Raw genomic sequence first — 18,477 nt, 5'->3', positions numbered from 1 at the left:
AATTCAATCCCTCAAGGATGCTTGGAATCGCTGTTTTAAAGCCGTTACACATTTTTCAACAGTAGCGGCAATTTCCTCTTCTTCTAGTGTCCGGGTGGTATCCTGCAACGTCAAACTAATAGCCAAGCCCTTACGGCCTTCACTGATGCCCTTACCACAGTACACATCAAACAAGTTTACTCCAACTATCTGATTTACGCTAATTTTCTCGCATTCTGCCAAAATATCCGCTGCTGGGATATCTTCAGCCACGACAATCGCGATGTCACGACGGTTTGCCGGAAAACGAGAGATCTCGCAGACACCAGGTAAGGTAAGATTTGCTAGCTTATTACACTGTAATTCAAACACCACTGTACGACCATGTAAACCTAGCTTCTCTTCCAATCTTGGATGAACCACACCGATGAAACCAATCGATTCATCAGATAAATAAATTCCTGCACTTTGTCCCGGGTGTAACGCCGGATGGGTTTCGCCACGAAATTGCACCATGGACAGTTTGCCAGTAAGCTCTAGAATAGCCTCGAGATCCCCTTTTAAATCATAAAAATCTACCTGTCGACTGGGAAGATCCCAATGCTTTTCCAAACAATTACCGGTAATAACACCAGCGAGCATTAGATCTTGTCTCACCTCAAACTCAGCCGATTTATCAGGGGTAAAGCATAGACCACTTTCAAACATACGCAAACGTGTCTGCTGGCGATGCTGGTTATAAATCACTGCGGAGAGTAAGCCGGTTAACAGTGATAAACGCATGGCTGACATATCAGCCGAGATTGGGTTTGGTAAAATCAGGGATTCTTGCTGTGGATGCAGTAAAGCTTGCATTTCAGGATCAACAAAACTATAAGTGATGGCTTCCTGATAACCACGGTCAACCAACAGCGTCTTCACTCGCTTCAGTGATAAATCCGCTTCAGGATGCGGAGTCATTAGCAAATCCGCTTTTATCGGTATATTTGGAATACAGTTGTAACCGTAAATACGCGCAATTTCTTCAATCAAATCTTCTTCAATCTGCATATCAAAACGCCAGCTCGGAGCCACAATTTGCCAACTATTTCCTTTTTCCGTCACCTGACAACCTAAACGGCGTAAAATATCACTCACTTGCTGCTCTGGAATAGAATGCCCCAACAAACGGCACAATTTTTCATACCTTAGGTTGATAGTTGCCACTTTTGGCAGAGCTTTTTCTGTGGTCACATCAATAATCGAACTCGCCTCTCCACCACAGATATCAATCAGTAAACGGGTCGCTCTCTCCATTGCTTTATATTGCAACGCCGGATCTACCCCACGTTCATAGCGATGAGAGGCATCAGTGTGTAAACCATAGCGACGTGCACGACCAGCAATCGCCAATGGATTAAAGAAAGCACATTCCAACAGTAGATTACGGGTCTGCTTATTAATACCAGAGTGCTCACCGCCTAAAACACCCGCCATCGCTAACACCTTTTGTCGATCGGCAATCACTAATGTATCAGCGTCTAAGTGCGCTTTGCTACCATCCAATAATGTTAGCTTTTCACCTTCCGCCGCGAAACGAACCACGATTTCACTGTCAATGCGATCCAGATCAAAGGCATGCATCGGCTGCCCCAGTTCCATCAACACATAATTGGTGATATCAACCACCGGATCAATCGGACGAATGCCACAACGACGCAGCTTCTCACTCATCCATTGTGGAGTAGCAATAGACAGATTAATCCCCTTAACTATCCGACCAAGATAACGGGGACATGCTGACGTCTCTAACACATGAATTGGCAAAGTGTCTTGGAGGGTAACGTTTAGCGGAATGATCTCTGGCTCTATTAACGGCAATCGATTAACAACAGCCAGATCACGCGCTACACCGATAATGCTTAAACAATCGGCACGGTTCGGCGTTACATTGATCTCGATAATATTATCGTTCAATTGCAAAAATTCACGAATATCCGTACCTATAGATGCTGAAGCAGGGAGTTCAATGATACCGACCTGATCTTCACCGAAACCGAGTTCAAATGCCGAACACAGCATCCCTTCAGAAGGAGCACCACGTAGCTTGGTTGCTTTAATCTTAAGCCCAGCGGGCAGCACTGCACCTACAATCGCCACTGCCACTTTCAATCCCTGCCGACAATTTGGCGCGCCGCAGACAATATCCAGGAGGTGACCCGTGCCAATATCAACTTTTGTTACTCGTAGTTTATCTGCATTCGGGTGTTGACCACATTCGACAACATGACCGATAACCACGCCATGAAAATCACCCGCGACCGTATCAATCGCATCGACTTCCAGGCCCGCCATCGTAATTTGATCGGCTAATAAATCACTGCTAATCGCAGGGTTAACCCATTCGCGTAACCAAAGTTCACTGAACTTCATAAAAAGATCCCGTCTTACTTAAACTGTTTGAGAAAACGCCAGTCATTTTCAAAAAATGCGCGTAAATCAGTGACGCCGTAACGTAACATGGTAAGGCGTTCTATCCCCATACCGAAGGCAAAAGCGGAATAAATCTCCTGATCGACACCTACATTGCGTAGCACACTTGGATGAACCATACCACAACCAAGCACCTCGAGCCATTTGCCATCCTTGCCCATGACATCAACTTCAGCCGAAGGCTCAGTAAATGGAAAATAAGAAGGACGGAAACGGATTTGCAGATCTTCTTCAAAGAAATTTTTCAGAAAATCATGGATAATTCCTTTCAGATTAGTAAAGCTGACGTTGCGATCAACCATCAAACCTTCCATCTGATGGAACATTGGCGTGTGAGTATGGTCGTAGTCATTACGATAGACACGCCCTGGCACAATAATGCGAATTGGCGGTGGCTGTCCTTGCATAACGCGGATCTGTACCCCTGAGGTCTGGGTACGCAATAAACGGGTGCTATCAAACCAGAAAGTATCATGATCAGCACGCGCTGGATGGTGAACCGGAATATTTAGCGCATCAAAATTATGATAATTATTTTCAATTTCCGGCCCTGTGGCGACAGAAAAACCCAGCTCGTTAAAAAAGGTTTCAATGCGATCAATAGTACGACTTACGGGATGTAGCCCCCCGTTTTCCATACGACGTCCAGGCAGTGAAATATCAATGGTTTCCACCGCCAGACGCGCATTAAGCGCCTTTAATCTCAGCATCTCCTTGCGGATGTTGAGCATTTCTTGCACTTTTTGTTTAGCCTGATTAATTACCGCACCGGCTGCGGGGCGTTCTTCGGTTGGCAGATCACGTAGTGACATCATTTGAAGACTTAAATAGCCTTTTTTACCTAAATATTCGATACGCACCGCATCGAGGGCGGTAATATTTTCGGCATTTTCTACGGCTACTTCAGCTCTGGCAACCAATTCTGCGAGATGTGGCATTGTTTCCTTATCCTCTGGCGAGTATCACCTATGTGTAGGCTTCTTGCAAAACCTACTATGTGCTACAAATTCTGCGTTACCTAGGTGCTCGCAATCCTCATGTACACTAAGATTGCTGCGCACTACGCGCCTTGACTTTGCAGCACTCGCTACGGTTTTGCAAGAAGTCTGTTGGCTATTGTTTTACACAAAAAAAACCTCCACGATGGGAGGCATCAGCGCTATCTTTCATCTTTTTTTTACGCACCAGCCACGGGGGATCAGCATTCAAAAAAAGAAAAGGAGAATAACAGTATTTATCGTCATCTCCCTTTTTATCCTTAACTTACGCTAGCGCCAATTTCTCTTTTTCAGATTTCAGCACTAACTTCGATTTTTCGACCAAGGCAGCAAAAGCCACTTTGTCAAAAACCGCAATATCAGCCAGGATCTTGCGATCAATTTCAATAGAGGCTTTTTTCAGACCATTAATGAAAAGGCTATAAGATAGGTCATTTTGACGCGCCGCTGCATTGATACGTGCGATCCACAGTTGGCGGAACTGACGCTTACGTTGCCGACGATCACGATAAGCATATTGCCCGGCTTTGATCACCGCCTGAAAGGCAACACGATACACGCGCGAACGTGCACCGTAATATCCCTTCGCCTGTTTTAATACTTTCTTATGCCGTGCACGCGCAACCACACCACGTTTTACCCGAGCCATTTATCTCTCCTATCGTCTTTAATTCAGAATAAAAATCATTTATGCATACGGTAGACACGCCACAACCAGACCCAGATCATTTTTAGATACCAGACCCTTTGGACGCAAATGACGTTTACGCTTAGTCGATTTTTTAGTCAGAATATGACGTAGGCCAGAATGCTTACATTTAAAACCACCACTCCCGGTTTTTTTGAAGCGTTTAGCGGCACCGCGCACGCTTTTCATTTTTTTCTTTGACATTGAACATATCCACTTCGCATTGTTGATTAAATGAAACAGTCTGGCGAACAGAAAGCATTAATCCCCCTGCCACTTGAAAAACCTATTGCGAAAATTGAGAACAACCAACACCCTGGCTTCAACACTCATAGAACCAGGTTTCCGCAACAGGTTGTATGCCCTACTGTTTCTTCTTAGGCCCAAGAACCATGACCATCTGACGGCCTTCAATCCGCGCAGGGAAAGACTCAACTACGGCCAAATCAGACGTCTCACACAAATCCTTACGGACACGCTCAAGCATTTCCTTGCCGATCTCCTGGTGCGCCATTTCACGTCCACGGAACCGTAAGGTAACTTTGGTTTTGTCACCATCTTCCAAAAAGCGTATCAGGTTGCGTAGTTTTACCTGATAGTCGCCATCATCAGTGCCTGGACGGAATTTTATTTCCTTGACTTGAATAACTTTTTGCTTCTTTTTTTGCTCTTTTGTTAACTTACTCTTCTCATAGAGGAATTTGCCGTAATCCATAACACGACAGACCGGCGGTTCCGCAGTGGGACTGATTTCTACTAAATCAACACCTGCTTCCTGAGCTTTTGCAAGAGCCTCATTCAGACTGACAACGCCAATCTGCTCACCATCGACGCCCGTTAAGCGAACCTCTTTCACAGAGATCTCTCTGTTGATTCGATTAGGTCGCACCGGTTGAACTCGTTTTCCGACTTTAATACTTTATTCCTCCAGTTGATGAAGACTACGGCTGCGAATTTCTGTCAGCAGTTGGTCCATAATGACGCCAAAATCGCGACAACCCAAATCTTTATCGTGCAAAGCACCACTACGGGTACGTATACCAAGCGTACGAACCGAAACCCTACCCGATTCGACTTCTTTATCGCCACAAACAAACAGGTAAGGAACCCGACGCAACACATGCTCGCGGATTTTAAAGCCAATCTTCTCGTTTCTCAAGTCTACTTTTGCCCGAATGCCTACATTTTGCAATTTTTGGCTGATCTTTTGGACATAATCTGCCTGGCCGTCGGTGATATTCATTACCACCACCTGCAGTGGAGCAAGCCATGTAGGAAAGCATCCGGCATATTCTTCAGCCAATATACCAATGAAACGCTCCATCGATCCTAAGATAGCCCGATGAATCATCACAGGTACCTTTCGCTGGTTATCTTCGTCGATGTAGAAAGCATCCAAACGACTCGGCAATGAAAAATCGAGTTGTACGGTACCACACTGCCATGCACGCTCCAAACAATCATGCAAGGTAAATTCAATTTTCGGCCCATAAAATGCCCCTTCGCCTGGCTGTAAGTCAAAATTGATACCGTTTTCAGCCAACGAAGCCGCTAAATCTTCCTCAGCAGCCGTCCAAATTTCATCACTGCCGATACGCTTTTCTGGTCGAGTAGAGAGTTTAACCTCAATTGTCTTAAAACCAAAAACACTGTACATATCATAGATCATCTTGATGCAACTATTTACTTCGGCACGTACTTGCTCTGCTGTACAGAAAATATGAGCATCATCCTGTGTAAAACCACGCACACGCATCAAGCCATGCAATGCACCCGAAGGCTCATTGCGGTGACAGCTGCCGAACTCTGCCATACGGAGGGGCAAATCACGGTAAGATTTTCTCCCTTGGTTGAAAATTTGTACATGCCCGGGACAATTCATCGGTTTAATGCAGTATTCACGATTTTCCGATGAGGTGGTAAACATATGTTCACCATAGTTTTCCCAGTGACCCGTTTTCTTCCACAATTCGCGGTCCATCATAAATGGCCCTTTCACTTCCTGATACTGATACTCTTTAAGCTTGATACGCACAAAGTTTTCCAGCTCACGGAAAAGAGTCCAACCGTCAGCATGCCAAAAGACCATCCCGGGCGCATCTGCCTGCACATGATAGAGATCAAGCTGTGTGCCGATTTTACGGTGATCACGTTTTACCGCTTCCTCCAACCTCTTTAGATAGGCTGTGAGCTGTTTTTTATCACCCCATGCGGTACCGTAAATGCGTTGTAGCATTTTGTTTTTGCTATCGCCGCGCCAGTAAGCACCCGAGATTTTTTGTAATTTAAAATGGTGACAAAAACGCATGTTTGGCACATGGGGGCCACGACACATATCAATATATTCTTGATGACGGTACAAGGCAGGATGGCTATCAGGGGCAATATTTTCATCAAGGATCAAGACTTTATAGTTTTCACTGCGTGTAGAAAAAATATCACGAGCTTGTTGCCAACTGACTTTTTCCTTAATCACGTCATAATTTTTAGCAGCCAAATCGTGCATCCGCTTTTCCAACAGAAGCAGATCTTCTTGTGTCAATCGGTGCTCTAACTCAACATCATAATAGAAACCATGTTCTATCACTGGACCAATCGCCATTTTGGTATCAGGCCAAAGTTGCTTAATAGCGTGCCCCAATAAATGTGCACAAGAATGACGGATAATCTCCAGTCCTTCGTCATCTTTAGCTGTAATAATCGCAAGTTGAGCATCTTCTTTTATGGGATCCCTGGCATCGACGAGTTGACCGTTCACTTGAGCCGCAATACAAGCCTTCGCTAAACTGGTGCTGATATCACCAGCGATATCAAAAGCAGAAACCACGTCGTCATAATGACGTTGGCCACCGTCAGGAAAAGTAATAACGGGCATGCTAATTCCTTAATACTACAGTTTAAAACGGGTCCAGTCAGTAACTACAACCGTCACTCACACCGAGGATGAAAGATAATGGGTATACTGATCAGGATTTAACCGCTTAACTGCACAGATAATCTTCATAGTTACCTCTAAAATCGATAATTTTATCTTGAGTCATTTCAATAACTCGCGTTGCCAATGAGCTAACAAATTCACGGTCATGAGAAACAAAAAGTAGCGTGCCTTCATACATTTCTAATGCCATATTCGCAGCTTCTATAGATTCCATATCTAAATGATTCGTTGGCTCATCCATCACCAGAATATTTGGCTTCATCATCATCAATTTACCAAAGAGCATACGCCCCTTTTCACCACCAGACAGCACACTCACTTTTTTCTTAATATCGTCCTGACTAAACAGCAAACGCCCGAGTGTACTACGCACCACCTGCTCATCATCTTTTTCTTGTTTCCACTGGCTCATCCAGTCAAATACCGTCAAATCAACCGCAAAATCACTGGCGTGATCCTGTGCGTAATAGCCAATTTTACTGTTCTCTGACCATTTTACCGTACCTGCATCAGCGGTAAGCTCGCCAATCAGGGTTTTCAGTAAGGTCGATTTACCGATACCGTTAGTGCCCAAAATAGCGACTTTTTCGCCAACTTCAACCCTCAACTCGAGGTTATTGAACACGCTTTGCTGGCCAAATTTTTTACTGAGTTCTTGCACCTCCAACGCATTACGAAACAATTTCTTATCTTGTTCAAAGCGGATAAAGGGATTTTGACGGCTGGAAACTTTCACTTCATCTAACTGGATCTTATCAATTTGACGAGCGCGCGAGGTAGCTTGTTTGGATTTAGACGCGTTAGCGCTAAAACGGCTGACGAAAGATTGCAATTCGGAAATTTGTGCTTTTTTCTTAGCGACATCTGACAACAAACGCTCACGAGCCTGAGTCGCCGCAGTCATATATTCATCATAGTTGCCTGGATAGACACGTAACTCACCGTAATCCAGATCTACCATGTGAGTGCAAACCATATTGAGAAAATGACGATCATGAGAAATAATGATCATGGTACTGTTACGCTCGTTTAATATTTGCTCCAGCCAGCGGATGGTATCGATATCGAGGTTATTGGTGGGTTCATCGAGTAACAAAATATCAGGATCAGCAAACAAAGCCTGTGCTAGCAATACCCGAAGCTTCCAGCCAGGAGCGACATCACTCATCAAACCATAATGTTGCTCAAGAGGAATACCAACACCAAGCAATAACTCACCAGCACGTGCTTCAGCACTGTAGCCATCCATTTCACCGTAGGAAGCTTCCAGATCAGCCGCTTTATAGCCATCTTCTTCGCTCATTTCAGTCAAAGCGTAAATGCGGTCACGCTCGGCCTTGACTAACCACAGTGCCCCATGTCCCATAATCACGGTATCGATCACGCTGTATTTTTCAAACGCGAATTGATCCTGACGCAATTTACCCAAACGTTCATTAGGATCGAGGGAAACATTACCATTGCTCGGTACTAAATCACCACCGAGGATCTTCATTAAGGTAGATTTACCACATCCATTGGCACCAATCAGCCCGTAGCGGTGGCCACCAGAGAATTTAACAGAAATATTTTCAAACAATGGCTTACTGCCAAACTGCATGGTGATATTGTTAGTACTTAGCACAGCGACCACTCTCGATTAACTAACTGAAAAATTAGGAATATTATTTTACGCGGATTATGCCACAATCCCCATTAAAAATCCGCCAAACGGCGGATTTTTTGTTAGGAATTTCACAAGAAGCCTGATACCAATAACAATACAAAGCTATCAACAGCCATTAAAACGATATTATCCTATTAAAAGGTATAGCCTGCGCCAACAACAAAAGTACCGATATCAACACTTCGGATACGGCTTTTCTCGTAAGAGAAATCCAGAGCAACATTTTGCATTGGGTTGAATTGTAAACCAGCACCGTAAGTAACACCGTAATCGCTGTTACTGCGCTTGTCATTACCATCCTTCAGAGAATTATTAGAGAAACGCCCGTGACCAACGCCAAGCAGGCCATAAACACTGGCCCAGTCGCTAATACGGTAAGCAGGACCTACGGCAATCGAGTTATATTGCATCTTGTTGTAACCTGGTGCACCACCAAAGCCGCTCTTTTCAGTATGAGTGAAAGAACCGATGGCACCCAATGGAGAATCATCCCATTCCTGGTAGAGTTTCAAATTCAAACCCTTGGCTTTGTTTACCACCCCTTGGTAATCACTTTGAGCATAACCACCAGAAACCGTAGTTTGATTAGCGAGCGCACTACCTGCGACTACCGTAAAAACCAACGCTGCCACAGCTGAAAAACATGTTACTTTTTTCATAACCACCTCAAGACACCCATTCAAATAATGTAAGAAAACAGTAAAAATATAACAAACTATCAGGGGGACTATATAACTTATTTTATTGCCCGATGATACGTTTGCTGTAACAAATATTATCAAATTAAGTTATCTTATTAAAATAATTAGGTTTTTATTGCATAAAAATAAGAAAATTATATCTGCAATTCACAAAAATTTTTGATGATTTTGTCGTTTATAGCACTGTCAGCCAGGCGACTCGACACCGGTAATCTTCATGTACTCGGCAAGAAGTCTTGTGTACACTCAGAAGCCCTGATGGATTTGGAATAGGCTCTAAGAGTCTGTTTCAAATCTTTTTCGCTATGCTCGAAAGAGGAAAAAACGGGCGAAAAAACGCAGTCTATTCTCTAAGTATACAACAAAAGAGAGTAAATGAGCATTTGAGCACGTTTTTGACGAATTACTTGACCAAAATACGGCGAGCACAAGAGATTTCGAATAGGCTCCTCAAAATTTAAGGACAGGGTAACATCGGTAGCTAATCAGATGATTTTGTTAAAAAAAGTGCGCTTATTTCCACGTTCGTTACGCCAGTTAGTCTTGATGGCATTCTTGTTAGTGCTACTGCCTTTACTGGTGTTGGCGTATCAAGCCTACCAAAGCTTGGATCATCTTAGTAGCCAGGCAGCGGATATTAACCACACAGTGCTAGCAGATGCCCGACGTAGTGAAGCAATGACCAGTATCGCCCTCGAAATGGAGCGTAGCTATCGTCAATACTGCGTACTAGATGATGTAACCCTCGCGACACTCTATCAGAGTCAACGTAAGCAGTATGATCAGATGCTAAATACCCACGCAACTATTTTACCCGATACCCGTTATTATCAGACTCTACGTGAATTATTCGACCAGCTAACTGAAATACACTGTCAACACAGTGAACCTTTGCCTCAAGCATCGATACAATTAGAAAAATTTTCCCATGCTAATGCTGAAATGGGGCAAGCTACTCGTGACGTCATTTTCGCACGTGGCCAGAAATTACAACAAGATATCGCCGCACGCGGAAAGTTTTTTGGCTGGCAGTCGCTGTTGCTGTTTTTGCTCAGTGTGATGTTAGTCATACTGTTTACTCGTATGATTATTGATCCCGTTAAGGGAATAGAGAGGATGATTAATTACCTTGGGGAGGGACGTTCATTGGAAAATACACGGTTATTTACCGGGCCCAGTGAACTACGTTCATTGGCACAACGCATCCTTTGGTTAAGTGAACGCTTAGCCTGGCTGGAATCGCAACGACATGAATTCCTGCGACATATTTCACACGAACTAAAAACTCCCCTAGCGAGTATGCGTGAAGGAACAGCGTTGCTGGCAGATGAAGTCGCGGGGTCATTGACTCAGGATCAAAAAGAAATAGTGGCGATTTTAGATAACAGCAGCAGCCATTTACAGCAACTCATCGAACAACTTTTAGATTATAATCGTAAATGGGCGGATGGCTCGGGAAAACATGAGAATATTCAGCTAACAACGATAATGGATAGAGTGATCGCTGCCCACAGTCTTCCTGCGCGCGCGAAAATGATCCGTACCCAAGTGGATCTACAAACTGAGAGTTGTTGGGCAGAACCGACACTGTTAATACGTGTGCTTGATAATCTCTATTCCAATGCAGTGCACTACGGTGAAGGATCCGGTGATATTTGGCTATGCAGCCGGAAATTAGGTAATCGTATACAAATTGATGTTGCTAACAGTGGCGATGCCATTCCTCTAACAGAAAAAACCATGATATTTGAACCTTTTTTTCAGGGAAGTCATCAACGTAAAGGAGCAGTTAAGGGAAGTGGGCTAGGCCTGAGTATCGCTCAAGATTGCATCAAACGTATGCAAGGCAGTCTGCAACTGGTCACAGTGGATTATGCAGCAGTCTGTTTCCGTATTGAATTGCCATTGCGCTCTGAAAATTAAGCTGAGAATATAAACTAAGAGTAACATAAGATAATGTACAGATGGTTTGCTAACCGCTTTTTGAAAAAAACTGCATTTGCGTTACGTTTATTACTGATCCCGCTTTTGTTGAATGGATGTACGGGCCACATTGTCGATGGCAGTACTTCCCAAACCGAATCGGATACCTCAGAAAATAAGATTATCGATGAACATGTCGCTCAATGCGATATGCTATGGAGTCTCGATGATAAAAAAACGCTGGAAAATCCATCATTTTGGTTACAGGCAATGGATTGTGCCGAACCTCTAAGATCAATACAAGCACGTAGTCTAGCGAACAATTTATCGAATATTTCTTGGTCAACCGCGTTTAAACAAGGCATTTTGATTGCTAACGCCGATCCTGCATTAGACGAACGGAGAAAAATTGTTGAACAGCTACAAGATTACAGCCCATTGATCCCTAACACCGTCCGTCAGTTAGTCCAGCTATGGCATAAACGGCAAATGTTACAGATCGCTTTAGCGGAAGCACGGATCCGTTATCAACGTTTGCAAAACGAATCAGATAACCAGATTGATCGTCTCCGTGAAAATCTGGCACAGCTTAAGTACAACCTGCAGAATACCAAAAATAAACTGGAGAATTTGACAGATATTGAACGCCAGCTTTCTTCCCGAAAACAGTTGCAGAATACCTTACGGGTAGAAACAAAACCATCCACTCAAACAACACCTACAACAGATCCCACAACACTACCTGTCCTCAATAAGGAGCACCAATCGGATGACAGCATGTAAAACAGCCAAATTACTGCTGGTCGATGATGATCCCAGCCTGTTAAAACTGCTAGGTATGCGCTTAAGAAGTGAAGGATTTCAGGTCGCAACAGCGGAAAATGGTCAAGAGGCTTTGCGTTTATTGATACGAGAGCAAGTTGATCTGGTTATCAGTGATTTACGGATGGACGAGATGGACGGCATGGCACTCTTCGCTGAAGTGCAAAAATTCCAGCCAGGAATGCCGGTCATTATTTTGACAGCTCATGGCTCTATTCCTGATGCAGTGGCGGCGACTCAGCAAGGGGTATTTAGTTTTCTTACCAAACCGGTCGATCGTGACGCCTTATACAAGGCGATTAATGCCGCACTTGAGTTGTCGCATCCACTGGGTGAGGAAACATGGCGTGAAAATATCGTCACTCGCAGCCCATTAATGTTACGTTTGCTGGAACAGGCGCGAATGGTGGCACAATCAGATGTCAGTGTTTTGATCAATGGTTCAAGTGGTAGTGGCAAAGAAGTGTTGGCGCAAGCCATTCATGCTGCTAGCCCACGCGCTAAAAAAGCCTTTATCGCCATCAACTGTGGCGCATTGCCAGAACAATTACTGGAATCGGAATTATTTGGTCATGCCAAAGGGGCTTTTACGGGTGCCATGAGCCACCGTGAAGGTTTATTTCAAGCCGCACAAGGCGGAACTTTGTTCCTCGATGAGATCGGCGATATGCCCTTATCCTTGCAAGTTAAATTATTACGTGTGTTACAGGAACGTAAAGTTCGCCCACTAGGCAGCAATAAGGATATTGATATTAATGTACGCATTATTTCTGCGACCCATTGTGATCTACCGAAAGCCATGCTCAGAAATACATTTCGTGAAGATCTCTACTATCGTTTAAACGTTGTTAATTTGAATCTACCGGCATTAAACGAACGATCGGAAGACATTCCATTGTTGGCTAATCATCTGTTACGTCAGGCGGCCAAGCGGCATAAACCTTTTGTGTGTAATTTCTCGACTGATGCCATGAAACGGCTGATGAGCGCCCGCTGGCCGGGTAATGTGCGCCAGTTGGTGAATGTAATTGAACAATGTGTCGCGCTGACATCGGCTCCGGTTATCAATGAAGCTTTAGTCGAACAGGCGTTGGCGGGGGAAAATACCGTTTTACCTACTTTCGTTGAAGCACGTAATCAATTCGAATTGAATTATTTACGTAAGCTTTTACAGATTACCAAAGGTAACGTGGCTCAGGCGGCACATATGGCTGGACGCAACCGTACTGAGTTTTACAAATTTCTGGCACGTCATCAACTAGACAGCAACGATTTTAAAGAATAACGTTTATTAACAATTATCGCATGAAGGGATCGGAATCGATATGAGCAAATCACTGTCTATTGTATTAGCCCAGCTTAACTGGTTGGTTGGTGATATTGAAGGTAACACTGAGCGTATGTTGCAAATCGTGACTCAACAACAGGGAAAAGCTGATTTAGTCATGTTCTCTGAACTGGCATTGTGTGGTTATCCACCAGAAGACCTTTTATTACGAAGCGATTTTTATCAGCGTTGTGTCGATCAGTTACCACTATTACAGCAGGCTTCTTTGCAGATTGCCATTATGGTAGGACATCCATGGCGTGAAGGCGAAAAATTATACAATGCGTTATCGGTATTCTCAGCAGGGAAATTACTTGATCGTTATTTTAAGCAATCACTGCCAAATCATGGTGTTTTTGATGAAAAACGCTATTTTACGCCAGGTAGCCAAAGTTGTGTCATTGAGCTAAAAGGTTATCGCTTGGGGATGCTAATTTGTGAAGATATTTGGTCTCCTGCGCCAGTGGATGCGGTGAAAGCAGCAGGTGCAGAAATACTGTTGTCGATCAACGCCTCCCCTTATCACCGTGAAAAACCTTATATTCGCAATCAACTACTGGTCGGTCATTGTCAGCGTACTAAATTGCCATTGGTCTATCTCAACCAGATGGGGGGACAAGATGATCTCATTTTTGATGGCTGTTCGAAAGTATTTGATGCACAAGGTCAAATTACACACCACCTCGCTGCCTTTGCTGAGCAAACTACCCTATGTCAACTAAAAGATCTGGATATCATACCGATGCAGAAACCCGCGGTAGGCTGTGCAACCGAGCCCTTTGCCGGGGAATATCAAGCATTGGTAATGGCAGTCAGTGATTATGTCAGCAAAAATGGCTTTAAAGGCGCATTACTTGGCTTATCTGGTGGTATAGATTCAGCGCTGACCTTGGCCATTGCTGTTGATGCGTTGGGTAAAGAAAAGGTTCATGCCGTGATGATGCCATCTCGCCACACGTCAGAATTAAGCATAAAATGTGCGCAACAGCAGGCTGAAACACAAGGCATTAAATTTGATGTACTTTCCATCGAGCCAATGTTCAATGCTTTTATGGCACAATTAGCCCCGCTATTTGCAGACAAACCGGTGGATACTACAGAAGAAAATTTACAGGCGCGTTGCCGTGGCATGTTGTTGATGGCGTTATCCAATAAATTCGGTAGTATTGTATTGACAACCGGTAATAAAAGTGAACTCGCTGTCGGTTATTCCACCTTGTATGGTGATATGGCTGGCGGTTTTGATGTACTGAAAGATGTACCGAAAACTTTGGTATTCAAATTAGCTGAATACCGTAATTCTCTTAGCGTAATGAAAGTGATCCCACAGGAAGTCATTGATCGTCCTCCTTCGGCGGAGTTGGCACCTAAGCAGCTCGACCAGGACAAATTACCCCCTTACGATATTTTGGATGGCATTCTTGAAGGCTATATCGAGCGAGATGAGTCTGTTGCCGATTTGATCGCGTGTGATGTCACAGGCCGTTATGACGAAGCGACGGTACGTAACGTGATCCGATTGGTCGATATCAACGAACACAAACGACGTCAATCCGCTATCGGCCCTCGTATTACCAGCCGTGATTTTGGTAAAGATCGACGTTATCCGATCACCTGTGGTTTTGGTCGTAAAAACTGGGAGTCCTGACATTAACCATGAAAAAAATTGACGCAATTATTAAGCCGTTCAAACTCGATGATGTCCGTGAAGCCTTAGCTGATGTGGGCATCACCGGTATGACAGTGACAGAAGTAAAGGGTTTCGGGCGCCAAAAAGGGCATACTGAGTTGTATCGAGGTGCTGAATATATGGTCGATTTTTTACCCAAGGTAAAAATCGAAATTGTGGTGACAGATGACATCGCTGAAACTTGCGTTGCCACTATTATGCAAACTGCTCAGACTGGCAAAATTGGTGACGGCAAAATTTTTGTTTTCGCTATAGAAAAAGTAGTACGCATCCGTACTGGTGAACAAGATGAAGAAGCTATTTAACCTTATCGATGAGTTACGCAAGCGTCATTCCCTGAGATGGATTTTTCAATTGCTGACAAAGAAGATCGTCGAGCAAGCCAAATTTAACTTGATAGAGAGTCCGTTTAGTTTGCCGGTCGATATCAACAAACCTTACCTAGACTAGAAGAGCACAAATAATATGGTTCTTGAATTCGTGTTCTACGGCACTGGCAACGCTCAAGACCATTTAATTGTTTAGCTTCACAGTAAAACTCAAGCCACACACCTTTTTAGAGATTGTTTTTATCGTAATCAATATAGTGCGCACTTTGGACTGCCAATTATGTTGACCGTAACAACTCTACCCTCTAGGTGAATAACCCTCTCCGTAGAGTTCGGGATAAAAAAAGCCAGTTTATTTTCGTTAAATCATTGATAAAAAATAGCTTCCATTTCTTCATAAAGTATTTTGTTTCGGTCATTGAATTACTCTATAGGTTTTAATTCTGCGAAGAAAAAGCGAAATTGAGTTGGACTATTAGTAATTTTGAGCCCTTTAATGTTATTTTTTATCTCTTTTAAATTGATTATAACATCAGCAACATAGTCCATATGATCGTTAGTGTACATTCTTCGTGGAATGGCTAAGCGTAATAATGCTAATTGAGGCTTTCTTTCTAGATTACAATCCTCTATTGATGAGTTAGCTTCTGTATCCTGTATTGGTTTATTTTGAATTGGTTCTATGTTATCTGTCATTAATAGCCTTTTCTTCATTTGATTCAATGTGTTCAGCAGTGGTATTAAAATGAAAATTAGAAATAAAAGTTGGTTTATATACGTCAGATTGTGTTTTATTTTTACTTTTTTTAACTAAACATGGAAACAATATTTGTTCAGCACCACGACCCTGATGTACTGGAATGGTATAAGGGTAATTAATTAATTTTTTACTTGTTCACACAACCGTGTATAACTGCGTGAGCCCGCATAAGATTCATCACCTGTAATCAGTCCTGCCTATTGAGTGTCACTCATAGCACAGACTCCAGAATCGGTTAACAAATCAATATAGATTTCTTCACTGTTTAATTTTTGAGTATTATAATAAGCGGCTGCTAACGCTTTTTCACGTTCTTCTCTGTTAATCTTACGTATGTTTTCAACCATTTTAATGCGAAATGGTTCTGCTATACGACAAGGCTCTTTATTAGACATCATTAATTACTCCTCAAAAGATACGCAAAAAAAAGATAAATTTCTGTATATTTTAAATATATCCTGCTCAATCAGCTATACAAATTTACCCTATTATATATTGGTTGTTAATGTTTTAAAAATATTATTATTATGTCAGTAACAATATAATTTATCTAAAGCCATAAAGATACATGTTAATTTTATTACATATATAATTTCAAATGTAATACTTTTATAACAAAGAATAATTATTTAATTTGCCTATCTAATTTTATTCATGTGTTAACTATGGGTATCTTGTGCTTAGAGCACGTATTTTATCCCAAGGCAACTGAACGTTGCCTTAAACATAAAAAAATGAAAACGGTAATGACACAGAAGGATCCATCAGCGGGTTACATTAAATCTCAATTGCAATATCTCCCCGTGGTTTACAGCAGCAGGGCAATATTTCACCTTCCTGAATAAGGGCCAGGGGTTGTGTTAAATAGTCAACTTCGCCTTTTAGCAATACCAGACGGCATGTACCACAATAACCCGAGCGACATTGATACTCGACTGCTATTTGATGTTGTTCCAGCGCTTCTAGCAAATTGTTGCTGTCAACAGGGTAATCAAGCTGTGATCCACTCTGATGTAAGTTAATGGTAGAGTTTGCCATGAGATCACAGTTCAAAACCGCGTAAGTCATCGGCATTGACCTCAGCATCAATTTGGCCCACCAAATAAGAACTCACCTCAACTTCTTGTGGTGCCACCTGTACATTGTCAGAAGAGAGCCAAGGCTTGATCCACGGGAGCGGATCGTTGCGGTTTGAAAAGGGAGCCTCTAACCCTACAGCCTTCATACGAATATTGGTGATATATTCGATATACTGGCAGAGAATATCTTTATTGAGGCCAATCATGGAGCCATCGCGGAAGAGGTATTCCGCCCATTCTTTCTCTTGTTCAGCTGCCTTAACAAATAATTTATAGCAATCGTCTTTGCATTCTTTGGCAATTTCTGCCATTTCGGGGTCATCTTTACCCCCTTGCATTAAATGAAGGATGTGTTGTGTCCCAGTCAGATGGAGTGCTTCATCACGAGCAATCAACTTAATAATTTTGGCATTGCCTTCCATTAATTTTCGTTCTGCAAAGGCGAAAGAGCAGGCAAAACTGACATAAAAACGGATACCTTCCAATGCATTGACGCTCATCAGACACAAATAAAGCTTCTTTTTCAACGCACGCCGATCCACCTTTATAGTGACACCGTTAACCTGATGGGTTCCTTCACCCAGCAAATGGTAATAACTGGTCATCTCTATCAAATCATCGTAATAAGCAGAGATATCTTTTGCGCGTTTCAGAATCTCTTTATTAGTGACAATATCATCGAATATGGATGAAGGCTCGTTAACAATATTACGGATGATATGGGTATAGGATCTGGAATGAATTGTTTCTGAAAATGACCAGGTTTCTACCCAAGTTTCTAATTCAGGAATCGAAATCAGCGGTAATAACGCGATATTGGGGCTACGGCCCTGAATGGAATCAAGCAAGGTTTGATACTTTAAATTGCTAATAAAAAGGTGTTTTTCGTGTTCTGGCAAACCTTGGTAATCGATATTATCACGAGTAACATCAATTTCTTCTGGGCGCCAAAAAAAAGAAAGTTGTTTTTCAATAAGTTGTTCAAAAATGGCATATTTTTGTTGATCAAAGCGTGCCACGTTAACTGACTGACCCAAAAACATCGGCTCTTTTAATTGATCATTTTTCTTTTGCGAAAATGTGGTATAGGCCATAACTTCCTCTG

The 18,477-nt window shown here is 42.8% G+C and carries 17 protein-coding genes and 1 pseudogene; 6 read left to right on the top strand and 12 right to left on the bottom strand.

Annotation, left to right across the window (positions count from 1 at the left end; all coding sequences use genetic code 11):
• Positions 1-3: 3 nt before the first annotated feature.
• The 8 genes from pheT to ompX form a co-directional block, all read right to left on the bottom strand.
• Positions 4-2,391, bottom strand: coding sequence for a phenylalanine--tRNA ligase subunit beta (pheT, locus tag AAHH42_RS07565; RefSeq protein WP_342221989.1), 2,388 nt, complete (start codon positions 2,389-2,391; stop codon positions 4-6).
• Between the two features lie 14 nt (positions 2,392-2,405).
• Complete coding sequence (gene pheS, locus AAHH42_RS07560; protein WP_342221988.1) at positions 2,406-3,389, bottom strand: phenylalanine--tRNA ligase subunit alpha; 984 nt, start codon at positions 3,387-3,389, stop codon at positions 2,406-2,408.
• A 325-nt stretch (positions 3,390-3,714) separates the two neighbouring features.
• Positions 3,715-4,098: a 50S ribosomal protein L20 gene (gene rplT / locus AAHH42_RS07555; protein ID WP_072549776.1), complete on the bottom strand. Its 384-nt coding sequence runs from the start codon at positions 4,096-4,098 to the stop codon at positions 3,715-3,717.
• Between the two features lie 39 nt (positions 4,099-4,137).
• Entirely contained in the window at positions 4,138-4,341 is a 204-nt protein-coding gene (rpmI, locus tag AAHH42_RS07550) for a 50S ribosomal protein L35 (RefSeq protein ID WP_342221987.1), read from the bottom strand.
• Positions 4,342-4,501: 160 nt separating this feature from the next.
• The gene (gene infC / locus AAHH42_RS07545) at positions 4,502-5,053 is read right to left on the bottom strand and encodes a translation initiation factor IF-3 (protein ID WP_072549774.1); all 552 of its coding nucleotides are present in this window, start codon (positions 5,051-5,053) and stop codon (positions 4,502-4,504) included.
• Between the two features lie 3 nt (positions 5,054-5,056).
• Positions 5,057-7,012: a threonine--tRNA ligase gene (thrS, locus tag AAHH42_RS07540; RefSeq protein WP_342221986.1), complete on the bottom strand. Its 1,956-nt coding sequence runs from the start codon at positions 7,010-7,012 to the stop codon at positions 5,057-5,059.
• A gap of 106 nt (positions 7,013-7,118) precedes the next feature.
• Entirely contained in the window at positions 7,119-8,699 is a 1,581-nt protein-coding gene (locus tag AAHH42_RS07535; RefSeq protein WP_072549772.1) for an ABC-F family ATPase, read from the bottom strand.
• Between the two features lie 176 nt (positions 8,700-8,875).
• On the bottom strand, positions 8,876-9,400 hold the full coding sequence (gene ompX, locus AAHH42_RS07530) for an outer membrane protein OmpX (protein WP_072549771.1): 525 nt from the start codon (positions 9,398-9,400) through the stop codon (positions 8,876-8,878).
• Positions 9,401-9,931: 531 nt separating this feature from the next.
• Between ompX and AAHH42_RS07525 the strand changes: the two genes are divergently transcribed.
• From AAHH42_RS07525 to AAHH42_RS07500, 6 genes are read left to right on the top strand one after another with little or no spacing between them, the layout of a single operon-like run.
• On the top strand, positions 9,932-11,365 hold the full coding sequence (locus AAHH42_RS07525) for a sensor histidine kinase (protein ID WP_072549770.1): 1,434 nt from the start codon (positions 9,932-9,934) through the stop codon (positions 11,363-11,365).
• A gap of 60 nt (positions 11,366-11,425) precedes the next feature.
• The gene (qseG, locus tag AAHH42_RS07520) at positions 11,426-12,148 is read left to right on the top strand and encodes a two-component system QseEF-associated lipoprotein QseG (RefSeq protein WP_342221985.1); all 723 of its coding nucleotides are present in this window, start codon (positions 11,426-11,428) and stop codon (positions 12,146-12,148) included.
• The gene (gene glrR / locus AAHH42_RS07515; protein ID WP_342221984.1) at positions 12,135-13,472 is read left to right on the top strand and encodes a two-component system response regulator GlrR; all 1,338 of its coding nucleotides are present in this window, start codon (positions 12,135-12,137) and stop codon (positions 13,470-13,472) included. The genes qseG and glrR overlap by 14 nt, the downstream gene beginning before the upstream one ends.
• Positions 13,473-13,512: 40 nt before the next feature.
• Positions 13,513-15,162 carry an NAD+ synthase gene (locus tag AAHH42_RS07510; protein WP_342221983.1) on the top strand — a complete coding sequence of 550 codons (1,650 nt, stop codon included), beginning with the start codon at positions 13,513-13,515 and terminating at the stop codon, positions 15,160-15,162.
• 8 nt (positions 15,163-15,170) lie between these two features.
• Positions 15,171-15,509 (top strand): nitrogen regulatory protein P-II, encoded by a 339-nt coding sequence (gene glnB, locus AAHH42_RS07505; RefSeq protein ID WP_072549766.1) that lies wholly within the window; start codon positions 15,171-15,173, stop codon positions 15,507-15,509.
• On the top strand, positions 15,493-15,654 hold the full coding sequence (locus AAHH42_RS07500) for a hypothetical protein (protein ID WP_342221982.1): 162 nt from the start codon (positions 15,493-15,495) through the stop codon (positions 15,652-15,654). The genes glnB and AAHH42_RS07500 overlap by 17 nt, the downstream gene beginning before the upstream one ends.
• 302 nt (positions 15,655-15,956) lie before the next feature.
• On the opposite strand, the gene AAHH42_RS07495 is transcribed toward AAHH42_RS07500, so the two are convergent.
• The 4 genes and pseudogenes from AAHH42_RS07495 to nrdB all read right to left on the bottom strand — a co-directional run bounded on the left by AAHH42_RS07495 (position 15,957) and on the right by nrdB (position 18,466).
• Positions 15,957-16,229 carry a hypothetical protein gene (locus tag AAHH42_RS07495; RefSeq protein ID WP_072549765.1) on the bottom strand — a complete coding sequence of 91 codons (273 nt, stop codon included), beginning with the start codon at positions 16,227-16,229 and terminating at the stop codon, positions 15,957-15,959.
• Positions 16,228-16,688 (bottom strand): annotated as a pseudogene (locus tag AAHH42_RS07490) (beta-eliminating lyase-related protein); the annotation flags it as partial. The gene AAHH42_RS07495 and the pseudogene AAHH42_RS07490, both read right to left, overlap by 2 nt.
• 382 nt (positions 16,689-17,070) lie before the next feature.
• Positions 17,071-17,331, bottom strand: coding sequence for a class I ribonucleotide reductase maintenance protein YfaE (yfaE, locus tag AAHH42_RS07485; protein ID WP_119797740.1), 261 nt, complete (start codon positions 17,329-17,331; stop codon positions 17,071-17,073).
• 4 nt (positions 17,332-17,335) lie between these two features.
• Complete coding sequence (gene nrdB / locus AAHH42_RS07480; protein WP_342221981.1) at positions 17,336-18,466, bottom strand: class Ia ribonucleoside-diphosphate reductase subunit beta; 1,131 nt, start codon at positions 18,464-18,466, stop codon at positions 17,336-17,338.
• Positions 18,467-18,477: the final 11 nt, after the last annotated feature.

It is taken from the genome of Candidatus Fukatsuia endosymbiont of Tuberolachnus salignus (assembly GCF_964030845.1).
Lineage (GTDB): Bacteria > Pseudomonadota > Gammaproteobacteria > Enterobacterales > Enterobacteriaceae > Fukatsuia > Fukatsuia symbiotica.
Note: the sequence above shows the minus strand (reverse complement) of the source record. Positions and strands in the feature narration are given on the sequence as shown.